Source organism: Streptomyces sp. NPDC008313, from assembly GCF_042956125.1.
In the GTDB taxonomy this organism is placed as follows: domain Bacteria; phylum Actinomycetota; class Actinomycetes; order Streptomycetales; family Streptomycetaceae; genus Streptomyces.
In genome coordinates this window covers 123,019-139,824 of record NZ_JBIBFR010000018.1, presented here as the reverse complement: position 1 = coordinate 139,824, position 16,806 = coordinate 123,019, and the positions used below count along the sequence as shown (strand labels likewise).

Below are 16,806 nucleotides of genomic sequence, written 5' to 3'. Positions count from 1 at the left end.
TAATGTACGTGCAAGTAGTTGTCCACCGTCACGTCCCGGAGGTCCCCATGAGCCGTCAGTTCCTCTTCGTGCTCGGCAGCAGCCGTCCCGACGGCAACACCGAACTGCTCGCCCGCAAGGCCGCCGAGCAGCTGCCCGGCGACGTCGGCCGGCGGTGGGTGAGCCTCGCCGAGCATTCGCTGCCCGACTTCACCGACCGGCGCCACGACGACTTCGCGCGGCCCACCTCCGGCACCACCGCGATGCTGCTCGACGCCACGCTCGCGGCCACGGACATCGTCATCGCCTCGCCCCTGTACTGGTACTCGGTGTCCGCCTCCACCAAGCGCTACCTCGACCACTGGTCGGGCTGGCTGCGCACCCCCGGCGTGGACTTCAAGGCCACGATGGCGGGCCGCCGCCTGTGGGGCGTCACCGCGCTGGCCGCCCCCGAGGACGCGGTCGCCGCTCCGCTGGTGGGCACCCTGCACCACACGGCCGCGTATCTGGGGATGCGCTTCGGCGGGGTCCTCCTCGGCAACGGCAGCAAGCCGGGGGACGTACTGGAGGACGCGGCGGCCCTGACGCGCGCGAAGACGTTCTTCGCCCAGGAACCGCCGCTCGCCCGCTTCCCGCACGAGACGGCCTGAGCCCGGCGGGCACCTCTACGCGGTGATGTCCTTCGCCGTGAACCGGGCCCACGCCGCCGAGCCGAACACCGCCGCGTACAGGCCCTGCAGGCCGAGGTTGCGGACGAGGTCGTCCCAGTAGACGGGGTCGCGCATCAGGTCGGCGAAGGACAGCCAGTAGTGCGAGAAGAAGTACGGCCGCAGTGCGTGGAGCTGGGGGATCTGGTCCAGGATCTGGATGGTGATGAGCAGGCCCACGGTCGTCGCCATCGCCGCGATCCCGCTGTTCGTCAGGGTCGAGACGAACAGCCCCAGCGCCGCGACGCCGACCAGGGACGCGGCCACGACGAGCGCGATCAGCAGGGCCCGCGCGAGCCCCTCGCCGAAGCCGATCCGCGTACCGGAGATCGTCGTCAGCTCGCCCAGCGGGAACAGCAGCGCCCCGACCGCGAGCGCCGACACCGCCACCAGCAGGGTCGCGACCAGGCAGAACGTCATCGTGGTCGCGTACTTGGTGAGCAGCAGCCGGGTCCGGCCGGCCGGCGCGACCAGCAGGTAGCGCAGCGTGCCCGCGTTCGCCTCGCCCGCGATCGCGTCGCCCGCGACGACGCCGACGGCCATCGGCAGGAAGAACGGGAGCGTCGCGGCCAGCGCCGTGAACACGAGGAACAGGCCGTTGTTGGTGATCTGGGCCATGAACGCGGGCCCCTCGCCGCTCCCGCCGCCCGCCGCCGAACCGTCGCTCGTCTCCACCTTGACGGCGATGCCGATGAGCACCGGCACGGCGACGAGCACTCCGAGCAGCGCGAGCGTGCGCCAGCGCCGGAACGTGGTGACGAGTTCGTCGCGGAACAGCCCGAACGTCCACAGCGGGCTCGGCCTCCGTACGCTCGCCCGGGCCGCGTCCGCCGCCGGGGTCCCGGCCCCGGACGCGAACCCGTCGTCCGTCCGCGCGTCCGCCCGCGGCGCCTCAGCTCGCGACATCGAAGCCCTCCCCCGTCAGCGCCATGAAGGCGTCCTCCAGCGAGGCCCGCTCGACCCCGAAGCCGCGGACCCGGACGCCCGCCGTGACCAGCGCCGCGTTCAGCTCGGCGAGTTCGCGGTCCGGTGGCTCACCGCTCACCCCGGTGCCGGTGACGACGAGGTCCGCCACGCCCTGTTCCTTGAGGACCCGGGCCGCGTCCGCCGTGTCCGGGGTCGTGACGACCAGCCGCCCGCGCGCCCCGGCCGCCAGCTCGGCCACCGCGCCCTGGGTGATCAGCCGGCCCTGGGCCATCACCGCCGCGTGCGTGCACACCTGCTCGATCTCGTCGAGCAGGTGTGAGGAGAGGAAGACCGTGGTCCCGTCCGAGGCCAGCTCCCTGACCAGCGAACGGATCTCCCGCATCCCCTGCGGGTCGAGCCCGTTGGTCGGCTCGTCCAGGACGAGCAGACGGCGGGGCCGCAGCAGCGCGGCGGCGAGACCGAGCCGCTGCTTCATGCCGAGCGAGTACGCCCTGGCCTTCTTGCCCGCGGCCGCCGTCAGCCCGACCCGGTCCAGCGCCGCCGCGACGCGGGCCCGCCGGGTGCGCGGATCGGCGCTCGGGTCGGCGGCGTCGTACCGCAGGAGGTTGTCCCGGCCGGAGAGGAACCCGTACAGCGCGGGGCCCTCGATGAGCGCGCCGACCTCCGGGAGCACGGCGCGCGCGGCGCGGGGCATCGGCTGCCCCAGCACGCGCGCCGAGCCCGAGGTCGGCTCGATCAGCCCCATCAGCATGCGGATGGTGGTGGTCTTGCCCGAGCCGTTCGGTCCGAGGAAGCCGAAGACGCTGCCCGCCGGGACGGTCAGGTCCAGACCGTCCACGGCGAGCTGTCCGCCGCGGTACCGCTTGGTGAGCGCGCGGGTGGCGATCACCGTGTCCCCCGTGCCGGGCTCCGCGGCGGACCGTTCCTCCATGGGCTCTCCCCCAGTTCACTCGCCCCGTTCACTCGCTCGAACGGGACCACGTCACGGGCCGTCCCGCCGGGTCACCCCGCCGCGTCGGCCGCCTTCACCAGTGTGTCCTTGGTGACCGTACCCACGTAGACCTTGCCGTCGTCGGTGATCAGCGCGTTGACCAGGCGGGTCGAGAAGACCGTGCCGGAGCCGAACGTGCCGTGGACCTGGTCGCCGAGGGAGTTCAGGAAGCCGCTGACGTCACCGTTGCCCGAGGACGCGGAGGGCATGCCCTGGCCGCCCGTGTCGAACTCGGCGACCGTGTTCCAGCCCTCGCCGACGACCTTCAGGCCCTCCAGCCCTGAGGCGAGGTCCTGCGGGGACCCCTTCGGGACGCCCTCGGACGCCCCGGCCTCGCCGTCCTGCGTGACCTTCGCGCCCTTCGGCGGGGTGAAGTCGAAGGTCGACGCGGCCGGCTTCGAGAAGTCGACCTCGGTGAAGCCGGCGTCCACGACGGCCGCGCCCCCGCCCGCCGGAGTGAGCGTGAACTTCAGCGGCGTGCCCGTCTTCGCGTCCACGGCGACGGTGATCGCGCCGACCGTGGTCCCGGACTGCTTCGGCTTGATCAGCAGCCTGTACGCGTCCCGGCCGGCGACCTGCGCGGTCCCGTCGACGGTCACGGACGTCGTGCCGTCGGCGGCCTTCAGCGCCTGCTCGGCCAGCTCCTTCGGGGTGGCGGGGACGCCCTTCGGCGCCTCGCCCTTCCGGCCGTCCGCGTGACCGGAGCCGGACGCGGTGGCGTGGTAGACCTGGTTCGACTTGCTGTCGTACCCCCAGACGTCGTCGCCGTTGTGGACGAGGCTGTACTCGGACGTCTTGTCGAGCAGCGAGACCTTCGACCGGTCGGGACCGTCGGCCGCGACCCGCAGCGTGTGCGTGCCGGAGGCCAGCTCCGTCAGCTTGGACGTCGGGTCCGCGGAGGAGCCGCCGTCGTCCCCGGCCGGGCCGGACGCGAAACCGCCGGCGAGCCCGCCCAGGTCGGGCAGCCCCAGATCGGTGCTGATCTTCACGGTGCCGGACAGCTGCTCGGTGTCCGACGCGGCGATCCTCTCGATGAGCCGCTGTGCGCTGACCTCGGGCAGATCCGGGTCGCCCGAGTCGGCGAGCGCCGGGACGAGCCCGATGGTCGCCGCCGCCACCCCCACCACCGCGACCGGGACGACGTAACGCGCTGCCCTCCGCCGCCCGCCGCGCATCTCGTCGGCGTCGTCGGGCAGGCCGTCCGCCCCGGCGGTCCTGTCGGATTCGTACGGTGCCATGTGTGCCTTACCTCCGTCGTCGGCGGCGGCCTTCCTACCGTCCTGCGCTTTCCACCCCGAGCCGCCATTCTCACCCGAATCGGTGAGGAGTGGTGTTCTCCATCTGACCAAATCGGACCCGCGGAAGCGTCAGACCGGGGACGCAACTGCGTGTACTGCTGCGGTATGACACGAAGCGGCGGCGCCTCCCCCGACCCGTAGGGGTCGTGAGGAGAGCGCCGCCGCTCCGAGGACGGGGGGGCGGGGGTCAGCCCGCCCGGTGCACCACCGCGTCGCACAGCTCCAGCAGGCAGACCTTCGCGTCGCAGTCGGGCAGCGGCGCCAGCGTGGCCCGCGCCTCCTCCGCGTACCGCACGGTGTCCCGGCGGGCCTGCTCCAGCGCCGGGTGGGCGCGCAGCCGGGCGAGCGCCTCGGCGTGCCGGGCGTCGTCCGTGAGATCCGAGTCGAGCAGCTCGCACAGGGCGATGTCCTCGGGCAGCCCGAGCCGCTCCGCGCGCTCGCGCAGCCGCAGCACCGGCAGCGTGGCGATGCCCTCGCGCAGGTCGGTCCCCGGGGTCTTCCCGGACTCGTGCGAGTCGGAGGCGATGTCCAGTACATCGTCGGCGAGCTGGAACGCCATGCCCAGCCGCTCCCCGTACTGGGTGAGCACGTCCACGACCGTCTCGTCGGCGCCCGACATCATCGCGCCGAAGCGGCCGGCGACGGCGATCAGGGACCCGGTCTTGCCGGCGAGGACGTCCAGGTAGTGGTCGACGGGGTCGCGGCCGTCGCGGGGGCCGGCCGTCTCCAGGATCTGGCCGGTCACCAGGCGCTCGAACGCCTCCGCCTGGATGCGGACCGCCTCGGGCCCGAGGTCGGCGAGGATGTGCGAGGCGCGCGCGAAGAGGAAGTCGCCGGTGAGGACCGCGACCGAGTTGCCCCAGCGGGTGTTCGCGCTGGACACCCCGCGGCGCACCTCCGCCTCGTCCATGACGTCGTCGTGGTAGAGCGTGGCCAGGTGGGTCAGCTCGACGACCACGGCCGAGGGGACGACACCCGGCGCGTAGGGATCACCGAACTGTGCCGCGAGCATCACCAGCAGCGGGCGGAACCTCTTCCCCCCCGCGCGGACGAGATGCTGGGCGGCCTCCGTGATGAAGGGGACCCCGCTCTTGGTGGCTTCGAGCAAACCCGACTCGACAGCCGCCAATCCGGCCTGGACATCGGCTTCGAGAGCCTGGTCCCGCACGCTCAGCCCGAACGGCCCGACGACGGTCACGAGAGGTTCTCCTGTCTGCTGACGATCACATGGCGAACTCGGTCGATCATTCGGTCGATGACACGGTTTGTCGATGTGTCGCTGCCATCACTCAAGTCAGCGTATCCGGTCACGTTTCGATCACCACGAGCGCCCACCGTCCCCGCCCGCGTCTCCCCCGGACGGGAGGAGACCCCGCACCTGAATGCGCGCGGCGGCACTTCACCACCGGCGGCCCCTCGTCCACCTCGCACCCCTCAGCAAATTCGGCCACATGTTCGATAACCGGTCGGGTGCGGACGTCGGCCTCGACCGAGCCCGTCGCCCGGCGCGCCGCCACCGGGCGCCGAGACGCCGACGACGACGGCGACGGCGACGGGGACGACGGCGACGGCGACGGCGACGGCGACGGCGACGGCGGCACTCTTGCCCGTATTGCCGCTTTGCGCCCCTCCGTGCGTTAGCTCCCCTTCTTGTCCTTCATAGGCGCTATCTCACGTACCTCACCAAGCTCCGACCTGAGCACTTACGTGACTCAATGAGGCGCTTTGCAGGGGTTGGATATACATCAACACCCGCCCACAGCACGTGAATTGGGTCACGCCGGACAGAAAGATCCATATCGCCGGGTGTGTGCATTTGCCTTTGCGCACTGCAAGTTGAACCTGTGAATCCGTTTGATCTGACGACACATCACCCACTCCATACTGATCAGGTGAGTTGCGTCATGGATTCAAACCTTGTTCCGCACATGTGCTCTCGCATACGTTTCGGTCGAACCGGACGGACCGCCCAATCCTGCCGCCGCCCGGCACCAACCCACCGACCCAGTACGGCAGGAGCGGGGGACCCAGGTAGGTCGCCGTACCGGTCCAGCCGGCACGGCTCGGGGTTAAGCCACGCGTCAGCGCGGCCGGGCACCTCCCGCCCGAACCCGACAGCTCACCTCGCAGGCGCGGAGAGGAACTCAGTCATGTCCGCTCGTGGCAAGCACCGCCTCACCAGAACCTCCAGCCCCCTCCTCCGTGGCATCGTCGCCACCGGAACGGGCGGAGCCGCCCTCGCGCTCCCCCTCATGGGCGCGACCGTCGCCAGTGCCGCCGAGCCCACCGGTGCCGTGACCTCCGCGGCATCCGTGGCGTCGGCGGCGTCCACCCAGCACGCCACCGCCAAGGCGGGCGAGAAGGCGCAGGTCAAGCACCACAGCTACCGGGTGGTCAAGGGCGACTCTCTGGCGAAGATCGCGCGGGACCACTCCACGCGGGGTGGCTGGAAGCAGCTCTACGCCGACAACCGCGAGGCCGTCGGCGAGAACCCGTCCCTGATCCACCCCGGACTCCGGCTGACGCTGGGCGCCAAGAGCGCGGACGCCTCGAAGGGCACCGCGAGCAACCAGAACCCGACGAGCGCCCACAAGAGCTCCGGCGAGAACTCCACCGGGAGGGCGGGCAGCGGCGTGACGAAGACGGAGAGCGCCACGGCGACCACCTCCGCGCCGTCCATCGAGGCCGCTCCGGTCGCGGCGACGACATACACGAACGACCTCGACGGCTGGATCCGGCAGTCGCTGGACATCATGGCCGCCAACGGCATCCCCGGTTCGTACGACGGCATCTACCGCAACGTCATGCGTGAGTCCTCGGGCAACCCGCTGGCCATCAACAACTGGGACTCCAACGCGGTCGCCGGCACCCCCTCCAAGGGGCTGCTGCAGGTCATCGACCCGACCTTCGCCGCCTACCACGTGGCGGGCACCTCGATGGACCCGTACGACCCGGTCGCGAACATCACGGCCGCCTGCAACTACGCGGCGGACAAGTACGGCTCGATCGACAACGTCAACGGCGCCTACTGACCGTCACCCAGGGATCGGCGCCCACCTGACCGGCGCCCGGTGCCCGGCTGTTCCCCGGTTCCCGCTTCGCCGCGGGGGCCGGGGAACAGCCGTTCCACTATGACCGCGACGCCGTCCTCCTCGTTCGAGAGGGTGATCTCGTCGGCGACGGACCGCAGTTCGGGATGGGCGTTGGCCATGGCCACGCCGTGTGCCGCCCAGTCGAACATCGGGATGTCGTTCGGCATGTCACCGAAGGCGAGGGTCGCGGACGCGTCCAGACCGAGGTGACGTGCGGCGCGCGCCAGTCCCGTCGCCTTCGTCACGCCGCATGGCTGGAGTTCGACGGTGCCGGGACCCGACATGGTCACGGTGGCGAGAGAACCGACCACGGCACGGGCCACCGACGTCAGCTCGTCGTCCGACAGCACCGGATGCCGCAGCAGCACCTTGCTGACCGGCTTCGCCCAGAGGGCCTCCCGGCGCTCCACACGGACCGCAGGCAGGGTCGGGTGCGGCATGACGTAACCCGGCTCGATGAGTGTCAGCCCGTCCACGCCGTCCTGGTCCACCGCCGCGTACAACTCCCCCACCTCCGCCTCGATCTTGCCGAGCGCCGTCTCCGCCGACTCCCTCTCCAGGGTGACCGACCAGACCATCCGGCCGGTGCCGGCGTCGTACACCTGCGCCCCCTGCCCGCACACCGCGAGGCCCCGGCAGCCGAGGGCGTCGAGCAGCGGACGCACCCTCGGCGCCGGCCGCCCCGTCACGACGAGATGCGTGGCGCCCGCTCCGGCCGCCCGCGCCAGCGCGGCACGCGACCGGTCGGAGACCCTGTCGTCGCCGCGCAGCAGCGTTCCGTCCAGGTCAGTGGCGATGAGTGAATATGCAGTCGGAGCGGCCATGATCCGAAGAATACGGATCCCACGCCCCAGCGGCCCGGCGTGAACCGGTCGTCGTCCGGTATCCCGCCCGCATCGCCGTCCACCGCGCGAAGTCGCGTCCCGGGCCGCCCGGTTGACCCGGACCGACCGGACCGAACCAGCGGCTTCGAACAGTACCGAACGGACATTACGAACTCTTCAGGCACTGCCGCGAGGCGGGTCCTCCCACGTAACGTGTGCCGCAACCACACGGAAAGCGAGGCAGTACCCGATGCCCCCCTTCGATGTCCCCGAGGGCGATCCCTTCGGTCCGCACAATCTTCCGTACGGCGTGTTCTCCCGTACCGGCTCCGATGAGCGGACCGTCGGTGTCCGGCTCGGCGACCACGTGCTCGACGCCGGTGCGGCGGCGGCCGCCCTCGGCTCCCCGTACGTCTCCCTGCTCGCCCGGCCGTCGCTCGACGCGCTGCTCGCCGCGGGCCGCACCGCCTGGTCGGACGTACGGCGTGCCCTCACGGCCTGGGTGACCGTCCCCTCCCACCGCGCGACCGTCGAGCCGCTGCTGATCCCGCTCTCCGAGGTGACCCTGCACCTCCCCTTCGCGGTCGCCGACTACGTCGACTTCTACGCGTCCGAGAACCACGCCCGCAACGTCGGGCAGATCTTCCGCCCCGACGCCGCCGACTCGCTCACCCCCAACTGGAAGCACCTCCCCATCGGTTACCACGGCCGGGCCGGGACCGTGGTGGTCTCGGGGACCGACGTCGTCCGCCCCTCGGGCCAGCGCAAGGCCCCGGCCGAGACGGCGCCCGCCTACGGTCCCTCCGTCCGCCTGGACATCGAGGCGGAGGTCGGCTTCGTCGTGGGCACGCCCACGGCCATGGGCACGCCGGTGCCGCTCGGCGACTTCCGCGACCACGTCTTCGGCCTCTGCCTCCTCAACGACTGGTCGGCGCGGGACATCCAGGCCTGGGAGTACGTGCCGCTCGGCCCCTTCCTCGGCAAGTCCTTCGCCACGTCGGTGTCCGCCTGGATCACCCCGCTCGACGCGCTGGACGACGCCCGGGTCGCGCCCCCGGACCGCACCCACCCCCTGCTCCCCTACCTGGACGACGCCACCGAGGAACCGGGCGGCTACGACCTGCGGATCTCCGTCGCCATCAACGGCCACGTCGTCTCCGAGCCGCCCTTCTCCACCATGTACTGGACGGCCGCGCAGCAGCTGGCCCACATGACGGTGAACGGCGCGTCGCTGCGCACCGGCGACCTGTACGGCTCCGGCACCGTGAGCGGCCCCACCGAGGGCGAACGCGGCTCCCTCCTGGAACTCACCTGGAACGGCCGCGACGCCCTCGAACTCCCGGACGGCAAGCGCACCTTCCTGAAGGACGGCGACGAGGTCACCCTGACGGCGTGGGCGCCCGGCCCGCACGGCAGCCGCGTCGGCCTGGGCGAGGTGACGGGCCGGATCACCCCGGCCCGCTGACCCGCCCACGGCCCCCGCGCCGGGCGGCTACATCCAGTCGTCCGGCTCGGGCTCGGGCTCCGTGCCTGACCAGTCCAGAGGCGGTACGTCGTCGGCGCGGGCGCCGGCCGGAGCGGGCCCGCGCGTGCTCCGGCCACCGAAGGCCCCTGTGGCACCGCGCCCGGCACCCGCCGCGTCCGTGCCCGTGCCGGCGTCCGTGCCCGTGCCCGTGCCGGCGTCCGTGCCCGCCTCGGTGGGCCGCTCCAGGGAGGCGAGGACCGCGACCACGCCCTCCCCGTAGGTCGCGCGCTTCTTCTCACCCACCCCGCTGATCCCGCCCAGCTCCGCCACCGACGCCGGCCACACCGTGGCGATCTCCCGCAGCGTCGCGTCGTGGAAGATGACGTACGCCGGGACGCCCTGCTCCTTCGCCTGCTCGGCCCGCCACGCGCGCAGGGCCTCGAAGGCGGGAAGCAGTCCGGCGGGCAGCTCCGCCGCCGCGGCCTTCGTCTTGCGCTCGCCCTTCCCGGAGCCGGACGAGGAGCGGGAGACCACCGGCTTCGGCGGCTCCTTGCGCAGCAACACCTCCCGCTCGCGCCGCAGCACCGTCCCGCTCTCCTCGGTCAGCACCAGCGTCCCGTACTCGCCCTCGACCGCGAGCAGCCGCTGTGCCAGCAATTGCCGTATGACGCCACGCCAGTCGGCCTCGGACAGATCCTCGCCGATGCCGAACACGGACAGCTGGTCGTGGTCGAACTGGATCACCTTGGCGGTGCGGCGCCCCAGCAGGATGTCGACGATCTGGACCGCGCCGAACTTCTGCCCCCGCTCCCGCTGCAGCCGCACCACCGTGGACAGCAGCTTCTGCGCCGCGACGGTGCCGTCCCAGGTCTCGGGCGGGGTCAGGCAGGTGTCGCAGTTGCCGCACGCCGGTGTGGAGGGGTCCTGGCCGAAGTAGGCGAGGAGCTGTCCCCGGCGGCACCGGGCCGTCTCGCACAGGGCGAGCATCGAGTCCAGGTGGGCGGCGGCACGGCGGCGGAAGGCCTCGTCGCCCTCTCCGCTCTGGATGAGCTTGCGCTGCTGGACCACGTCCTGCAGCCCGTACGCCATCCAGGCCGTGGACGGCAGGCCGTCCCGGCCGGCGCGGCCCGTCTCCTGGTAGTAGCCCTCGACCGACTTCGGCAGGTCGAGGTGGGCGACGAAGCGCACGTCCGGCTTGTCGATGCCCATGCCGAAGGCGATCGTCGCCACCACGACAAGGCCGTCCTCCCGCAGGAACCGCGACTGGTGGGCCGCGCGCGTGCCCGCGTCCAGGCCCGCGTGGTAGGGCACCGCCTCGATGCCGCCCCGCGTCAGGAACTCGGCGGTCTTCTCCACCGAGTTGCGGGAGAGGCAGTACACGATGCCCGCGTCGCCCGCGTGCTCCTCGCGGAGGAAGGCCAGCAGCTGCTTCTTGGGGTCGGCCTTGGGCACGATCCGGTACTGGATGTTGGGCCGGTCGAAGCTGGCCTCGAAGTGGCGGGCGTCCGGCATGCCGAGGCGCTCGGTGAGCTCCCGGTGCGTCGCCCGGGTGGCCGTCGCGGTCAGCGCGACCCGCGGCACGTCCGGCCAGCGCTCCCCCAGCACGGACAGGGCCAGGTAGTCGGGGCGGAAGTCGTGGCCCCACTGGGACACGCAGTGCGCCTCGTCGATCGCGAAGACCGCGATCTTGCCGCGCGCGAGCAAATCCCGCGTGGCGTCCAGACGCAGCCGCTCCGGCGCCAGGTAGAGCAGGTCCAGCTCGCCGGCGAGGAACTCCGCCTCGACCGTCCGCCGCTCGTCGAAGTCCTGCGTCGAGTTCATGAACCCGGCGCGCACGCCCAGCGCGCGCAGCGCGTCCACCTGGTCCTGCATGAGCGCGATGAGCGGGGAGAGCACGATGCCCGTGCCCGGTCTGACCAGGGACGGGATCTGGTAGCAGAGGGACTTCCCGGCACCGGTCGGCATCAGCACGACGGCGTCGCCGCCCGCCACCACATGGTCGATGACGGCTTCCTGGTCGCCCCGGAACGCCTCGTAGCCGAAGACCCGGCGCAGCGTCGCCAGCGCCTCGCTCTCGGCCGGTCCCGGGGCCGCCGTGCCCACTCCGCCTTCTCCGGCCATCACCATCGTCTCGCCTGTCCCGTCCATCGCCCGACCCCCTGCCCCGTGCCGCGGGCCGCGTGCTCCGTCGCACCCGCCCACGACTGCAACGATAGGGCCCCGCACCGACAGCCACGGAGTTGTCCACAGGTCACCCGTGTGACAACACAACCGGCCCGGCGCCCCAGGTGGGGTGCCGGGCCGGTTGTGTGAGACGGACGTCTCAGCGCACGAAGACTCCCGCCTGGCCCGCCAGGTCCAGGAAGTACTGCGGCGCCACACCCAGGACCACCGTGACCGCGACGCCGACCGCGATCGCCGTCGTGGTCAGGGGGGACGGCACGGCCACCGTCGGGCCCTCCGGCCGGGGCTCGCTGAAGAACATCAGCACGATCACCCGGATGTAGAAGAACGCCGCGATCGCCGAGGAGATCACACCGACCACGACCAGCGGGGCCGCGCCGCCCTCCGCCGCCGCCTTGAACACCGCGAACTTGCCGGTGAAGCCGGAGGTCAGCGGGATGCCCGCGAAGGCCAGCAGGAAGACGGCGAAGACGGCCGCCACCATCGGCGAGCGGCGCCCGAGCCCCGCCCACTTGGAGAGGTGGGTCGCCTCACCGCCCGCGTCGCGTACCAGGGTCACCACGGCGAAGGCGCCGATCGTGACGAACGAGTACGCGGCCAGGTAGAAGAGCACCGAGGAGACGCCGTCGGGTGTCGTCGCGATGACACCGGCCAGGATGAAGCCCGCGTGCGCGATCGACGAGTACGCCAGCAGCCGCTTGATGTCCGTCTGGGTGATCGCGACGATCGCGCCGCCCAGCATGGTGACGATGGCGACGCCCCACATGACCGGGCGCCAGTCCCAGCGCAGGCCCGGCAGGACGACGTACAGCAGCCGGAGCAGCGCGCCGAAGGCGGCCACCTTGGTCGCCGACGCCATGAAGCCGGTGACCGGGGTGGGCGCGCCCTGGTAGACGTCGGGGGTCCACATGTGGAACGGCACCGCGCCGACCTTGAAGAGCAGACCCATGACGACCATGGCGGCGCCGATGAGCAGCAGCGCGTCGTTGCCCATGGTGTCGGCGAGGGCCGGGTCGACGTTCTGCACGGTGCCGTCGACGACCTGGGCGATCCGCGCGTACGACACCGATCCGGCGTACCCGTACAGCAGGGCGATGCCGAAGAGGGTGAACGCGGAGGCGAAGGCGCCGAGCAGGAAGTACTTGACCGCGGCCTCCTGCGACATGAGCCGCTTGCGGCGGGCCACGGCGCACAGCAGGTACAGCGGGAGCGAGAAGACTTCCAGGGCGATGAACAGGGTCAGCAGGTCGTTGGCCGACGGGAAGACCAGCATGCCGCCGATGGCGAAGAGCAGGAGCGGGAACACCTCGGTGGTGGTGAAGCCCGCCTTGACCGCGGCCTTCTCGCTGTCGCTGCCGGGCACGGACGCGGCCTGCGCGGCGAAGGAGTCCACGCGGTTGCCGTGCGCCGCCGGGTCCAGCCGCCGCTCGGCGAAGGTGAAGACGCCGAGCAGTCCCGCGAGCAGGATCGTGCCCTGGAGGAACAGGGCGGGTCCGTCGACGGCGACGGCGCCCATCGCGGCGATGTGCGCCTTGGTCGTGCCGTACCCGCCGGCCGCCAGGCCGACCACCGCCGCGAAGGCGGCGGCGAGCGCGACGACGGACACGAACAGCTGGGTGTAGTAGCGGTGCTTGCGCGGCACGAACGCCTCGACGAGCACCCCGACGACCGCCGCGCCGATGACGATCAAGGTGGGCGACAGCTGCCCGTACTCGATCTTCGGAGCGTCGATCTTGGAGATCGGATCGGCCGCGGTGGCCGCCGTTGTCCACAGGCTGTGGACGGCTGATGCGCTCACTTGGCCGCCTCCACCTCGGGCTTGGGGTCCGTCTTGTGTACGTCTGACATGGTCTGCTTGACCGCCGGGTTGACGATGTCGGTGACCGGCTTCGGGTAGACACCCAGGAAGATCAGCAGTGCGATCAGCGGGGTGACGACCAGGAGCTCACGCACCCTGAGGTCGGGCATCCGTGCAACCTCGGGCTTCACCGGGCCCGTCATCGTCCGTTGGTAGAGGACGAGCGCGTAGAGAGCGGCGAGGACGATGCCCACGGTGGCGACGATGCCGATCGCCGGATAACGCTCGAACGCGCCGACCAGCACCAGGAACTCACTGACGAACGGGGCCAGTCCCGGCAGGGACAGGGTCGCGAGGACCCCGATCAGGAAGGTGCCCGCGAGCACCGGGGCGACCTTCTGCACCCCTCCGTAGTCGGCGATCAGACGCGAGCCGCGCCGCGAGATCAGGAAGCCCGCCACCAGCAGCAGCGCGGCGGTCGACAGCCCGTGGTTGACCATGTACAGCGTCGCGCCGGACTGGCCGCGGCTGGTCATCGCGAAGATGCCCAGGATGATGAACCCGAAGTGCGAGACCGACGCGTACGCCACCAGCCGCTTGATGTCACGCTGGCCGACCGCGAGCAGCGCGCCGTAGATGATGCTGACCGTGGCGAGCACCATGACCACCGGGGTGGCCCACTTCGAGGCCTCCGGGAAGAGCTGGAGGCAGTAGCGCAGCATCGCGAAGGTGCCGACCTTGTCCATCACCGTCGTGATCAGCACCGCCACCGGGGTGGTGGACTCGCCCATCGCGTTCGGCAGCCAGGTGTGCAGCGGCCACAGCGGGGCCTTCACAGCGAAGGCGAAGAAGAAGCCGAGGAACAGCCACCGCTCCGTGCTCTGCGCCATGTGCAGCGAGCCGTTGGCGCGGGCCTCGGCGATCTCCTGGAGCGAGAAGTTCCCGGCGACCACGTAGAGGCCGATCACGGCGGCCAGCATGATCAGACCGCCGGCGAGGTTGTAGAGGAGGAACTTCACGGCCGCGTAGGAACGCTGGGTCGCCGCCGTGCCCTCTCCGTGCTCGTGCGCCTTGTCCCCGAAGCCGCCGATGAGGAAGTACATCGGGATGAGCATGGCTTCGAAGAAGATGTAGAAGAGGAAGACGTCGGTGGCCTCGAAGGAGAGGATCACCATCGCCTCGACGACCAGGATCAGGGCGAAGTAGCCCTGAGTCGGCCGCCAGCGCCTGCTTCCGGTCTCGTGGGGGTCGGCGTCGTGCCAGCCCGCGAGGATGATGAACGGGATCAGCAGCGCGGTGAGCGCGACGAGCGCCACCCCGATGCCGTCCACACCCAGCTCGTAGCGCACCCCGAAGTCCTTGATCCAGGATTGCGATTCGGTGAGCTGGTAGCGGTCGCCGCCGGGCTCGAAACGGACCAGGACGATCCCGGCGAGCGCCAGCGTGGCGAGCGAGACGAGCAGCGCCAGCCACTTGGCGACGGTGCGCCGCGCGGCCGGCACGGCGGCCGTGGCGATGGCCCCGAGAGCCGGGAGCACCGCCGTCGCTGTCAGCAGAGGAAAGGACATCGGTATCAGACCGCCCTCATCAGCAGGGTCGCGGCGACGAGGACCGCCGCACCGCCGAACATCGAGACCGCGTACGAACGGACGTAGCCGTTCTGCAGGGTGCGCAGCCGTCCGGAGAGCCCGCCCATCGACGCCGCCGTGCCGTTGACGACGCCGTCGACCAGGGTGTGGTCGACGTAGACCAGGGAGCGGGTGAGGTGCTCCCCGCCGCGCACCAGCACGACGTGGTTGAAGTCGTCCTGGAGCAGGTCGCGCCGGGCGGCCCGGGTGAGCAGGGAGCCGCGCGGGGCGACGGCCGGGACGGGCCTGCGGCCGTACTGGGCGTAGGCGATGGCGACGCCGACGACCAGGACCGCCATGGTGGCCAGGGTGACCGTGAGCGCGCTGATCGGCGCGTCGCCGTGGTCGTGTCCGGTGACGGGCTCCAGCCAGTGCAGGAACCGGTCGCCGACGCTGAACAGACCGCCGGCGAAGACCGATCCGAAGGCCAGCACGATCATGGGGATCGTCATGGACTTCGGCGACTCGTGCGGGTGCGGCTCGGCGTGCTCGCCGCCGGCCTCCGCCGCGGGCTCCACGCTCGGCTCGGCCGGTGACGGCGTCGGCGCGTTGCGCCAGCGCTCCTCGCCGAAGAAGGTCATCAGCATCACGCGGGTCATGTAGTACGCGGTGATGGCCGCGCCGAGCAGGGCCGCGCCGCCGAGGATCCAGCCCTCGGTGCCGCCCTTGGCGAAGGCCGCCTCGATGATCTTGTCCTTGGAGAAGAAGCCGGACAGTCCGGGGAAGCCGATGATCGCGAGGTAGCCGAGCCCGAACGTCACGAAGGTGACCGGCATGTACTTCCTGAGGCCGCCGTACCTGCGCATGTCGACCTCGTCGTTCATGCCGTGCATGACCGAACCGGCACCGAGGAAGAGCCCGGCCTTGAAGAAGCCGTGCGTCACCAGGTGCATGATCGCGAAGACGTAGCCGATGGGGCCGAGACCCGCGGCGAGCACCATGTAGCCGATCTGCGACATCGTCGATCCGGCGAGCGCCTTCTTGATGTCGTCCTTGGCGCAACCGACGATCGCACCGAACAGGAGCGTGACCGCGCCGACCACCGTGACGACCAGCTGGGCGTCCGGGGCGGCGTTGAAGATCGTGCCGGAGCGGACGATCAGGTACACGCCCGCCGTCACCATCGTCGCCGCGTGGATGAGGGCCGAGACCGGGGTCGGGCCCTCCATCGCGTCGCCGAGCCAGGACTGCAGCGGCACCTGGGCGGACTTGCCGCAGGCGGCGAGCAGCAGCATCAGGGCGACGGCGGTGAGCTTGCCCTCGCTCGCGCCCGCGGCCAGGCCCGGGTCCTCGTGGGTTCCGAGCAGCGGCCCGAACGCGAAGGTCCCGAAGGTGGTGAACATCAGCATGATGGCGATGGACAGGCCCACGTCACCGACGCGGTTGACCAGGAAGGCCTTCTTCGCGGCCGTCGCGGCGCTGGGCTTGTGCTGCCAGAAGCCGATCAGGAGGTACGAGGCGAGGCCGACGCCCTCCCAGCCGACGTACAGCAGCAGGTAGTTGTCGGCGAGCACGAGGAGCAGCATCGCCGCGAGGAACAGGTTGAGATAACCGAAGAAACGGCGCCGGCGCTCGTCGTGCTCCATGTACCCGATCGAGTACACGTGGATGAGCGTGCCGACCCCGGAGATCAGCAGGACGAACGTCATCGACAGCTGGTCCAGGTGGAAGGCGACGTCCGCCTGGAAGCTCTCGACCGGTACCCAGCTGAACAGGTGCTGGCCGAGGGCCCGGTCGGCCGCGTCCTTGCCGAGCATGTCGGCGAAGAGGACCGCGCCGATCACGAAGGAGGCGGCCGCCAGCGCGGTACCGATCCAGTGGCCGACGGCGTCGAGCCGCCGGCCGCCGCACAGCAGTACGGCCGCTCCGAGCAGAGGCGCCGCCACCAGCAGCGCAATCAGATTCTCCACGAT

At 71.2% G+C, this 16,806-nt stretch carries 13 protein-coding genes and 1 riboswitch; of the genes, 4 read left to right on the top strand and 9 right to left on the bottom strand.

Annotated features, from left to right (window positions below; all coding sequences use genetic code 11):
• Positions 1-47: 47 nt before the first annotated feature.
• Positions 48-629, top strand: a complete 582-nt coding sequence (locus tag ACFY93_RS24140) for an NAD(P)H-dependent oxidoreductase (protein ID WP_391362618.1) — start codon at positions 48-50, stop codon at positions 627-629.
• Positions 630-644: 15 nt separating this feature from the next.
• Here the strand turns inward: ACFY93_RS24140 and ACFY93_RS24135 are convergent, their stop codons facing one another.
• The 4 genes from ACFY93_RS24135 to ACFY93_RS24120 all read right to left on the bottom strand — a co-directional run bounded on the left by ACFY93_RS24135 (position 645) and on the right by ACFY93_RS24120 (position 5,100).
• Positions 645-1,592 (bottom strand): ABC transporter permease subunit, encoded by a 948-nt coding sequence (locus ACFY93_RS24135; protein ID WP_391362615.1) that lies wholly within the window; start codon positions 1,590-1,592, stop codon positions 645-647.
• Positions 1,579-2,544: an ATP-binding cassette domain-containing protein gene (locus ACFY93_RS24130; protein ID WP_391362612.1), complete on the bottom strand. Its 966-nt coding sequence runs from the start codon at positions 2,542-2,544 to the stop codon at positions 1,579-1,581. The genes ACFY93_RS24135 and ACFY93_RS24130 overlap by 14 nt, the downstream gene beginning before the upstream one ends.
• A gap of 71 nt (positions 2,545-2,615) precedes the next feature.
• The gene (locus tag ACFY93_RS24125) at positions 2,616-3,842 is read right to left on the bottom strand and encodes an outer membrane lipoprotein carrier protein LolA (protein WP_391362609.1); all 1,227 of its coding nucleotides are present in this window, start codon (positions 3,840-3,842) and stop codon (positions 2,616-2,618) included.
• 247 nt (positions 3,843-4,089) lie between these two features.
• The gene (locus ACFY93_RS24120) at positions 4,090-5,100 is read right to left on the bottom strand and encodes a polyprenyl synthetase family protein (protein ID WP_391362606.1); all 1,011 of its coding nucleotides are present in this window, start codon (positions 5,098-5,100) and stop codon (positions 4,090-4,092) included.
• A gap of 272 nt (positions 5,101-5,372) precedes the next feature.
• Between ACFY93_RS24120 and ACFY93_RS24115 the strand changes: the two genes are divergently transcribed.
• Both ACFY93_RS24115 and ACFY93_RS24110 read left to right on the top strand, forming a co-directional pair.
• Complete coding sequence (locus tag ACFY93_RS24115; protein WP_391362603.1) at positions 5,373-5,543, top strand: hypothetical protein; 171 nt, start codon at positions 5,373-5,375, stop codon at positions 5,541-5,543.
• A 346-nt stretch (positions 5,544-5,889) separates the two neighbouring features.
• Positions 5,890-6,047, top strand: a riboswitch (cyclic di-AMP (ydaO/yuaA leader).
• Positions 6,048-6,052: 5 nt separating this feature from the next.
• On the top strand, positions 6,053-6,934 hold the full coding sequence (locus ACFY93_RS24110; RefSeq protein WP_391362600.1) for a transglycosylase SLT domain-containing protein: 882 nt from the start codon (positions 6,053-6,055) through the stop codon (positions 6,932-6,934).
• Here the strand turns inward: ACFY93_RS24110 and ACFY93_RS24105 are convergent.
• On the bottom strand, positions 6,928-7,818 hold the full coding sequence (locus ACFY93_RS24105) for a Cof-type HAD-IIB family hydrolase (protein WP_391362597.1): 891 nt from the start codon (positions 7,816-7,818) through the stop codon (positions 6,928-6,930). The genes ACFY93_RS24110 and ACFY93_RS24105 overlap by 7 nt on opposite strands.
• A gap of 250 nt (positions 7,819-8,068) precedes the next feature.
• Here ACFY93_RS24105 and fahA point away from each other — a divergent pair, with 250 nt between their 5' ends.
• A complete protein-coding gene (fahA, locus tag ACFY93_RS24100) occupies positions 8,069-9,283 on the top strand; it encodes a fumarylacetoacetase (RefSeq protein WP_391362595.1) in 1,215 nt (404 codons plus the stop codon).
• Positions 9,284-9,310: 27 nt separating this feature from the next.
• Here the strand turns inward: fahA and recQ are convergent, their stop codons facing one another.
• The 4 genes from recQ to nuoL all read right to left on the bottom strand — a co-directional run bounded on the left by recQ (position 9,311) and on the right by nuoL (position 16,803).
• Positions 9,311-11,410, bottom strand: coding sequence for a DNA helicase RecQ (gene recQ, locus ACFY93_RS24095; RefSeq protein ID WP_391362678.1), 2,100 nt, complete (start codon positions 11,408-11,410; stop codon positions 9,311-9,313).
• A 196-nt stretch (positions 11,411-11,606) separates the two neighbouring features.
• Positions 11,607-13,265, bottom strand: coding sequence for an NADH-quinone oxidoreductase subunit NuoN (gene nuoN / locus ACFY93_RS24090; RefSeq protein WP_391362591.1), 1,659 nt, complete (start codon positions 13,263-13,265; stop codon positions 11,607-11,609).
• Positions 13,262-14,833, bottom strand: a complete 1,572-nt coding sequence (locus ACFY93_RS24085; protein ID WP_391362588.1) for an NADH-quinone oxidoreductase subunit M — start codon at positions 14,831-14,833, stop codon at positions 13,262-13,264. Before ACFY93_RS24085 ends, nuoN begins: the two co-directional genes overlap by 4 nt.
• A gap of 5 nt (positions 14,834-14,838) precedes the next feature.
• Complete coding sequence (gene nuoL, locus ACFY93_RS24080) at positions 14,839-16,803, bottom strand: NADH-quinone oxidoreductase subunit L (protein WP_391362585.1); 1,965 nt, start codon at positions 16,801-16,803, stop codon at positions 14,839-14,841.
• Positions 16,804-16,806 lie beyond the last annotated feature (3 nt).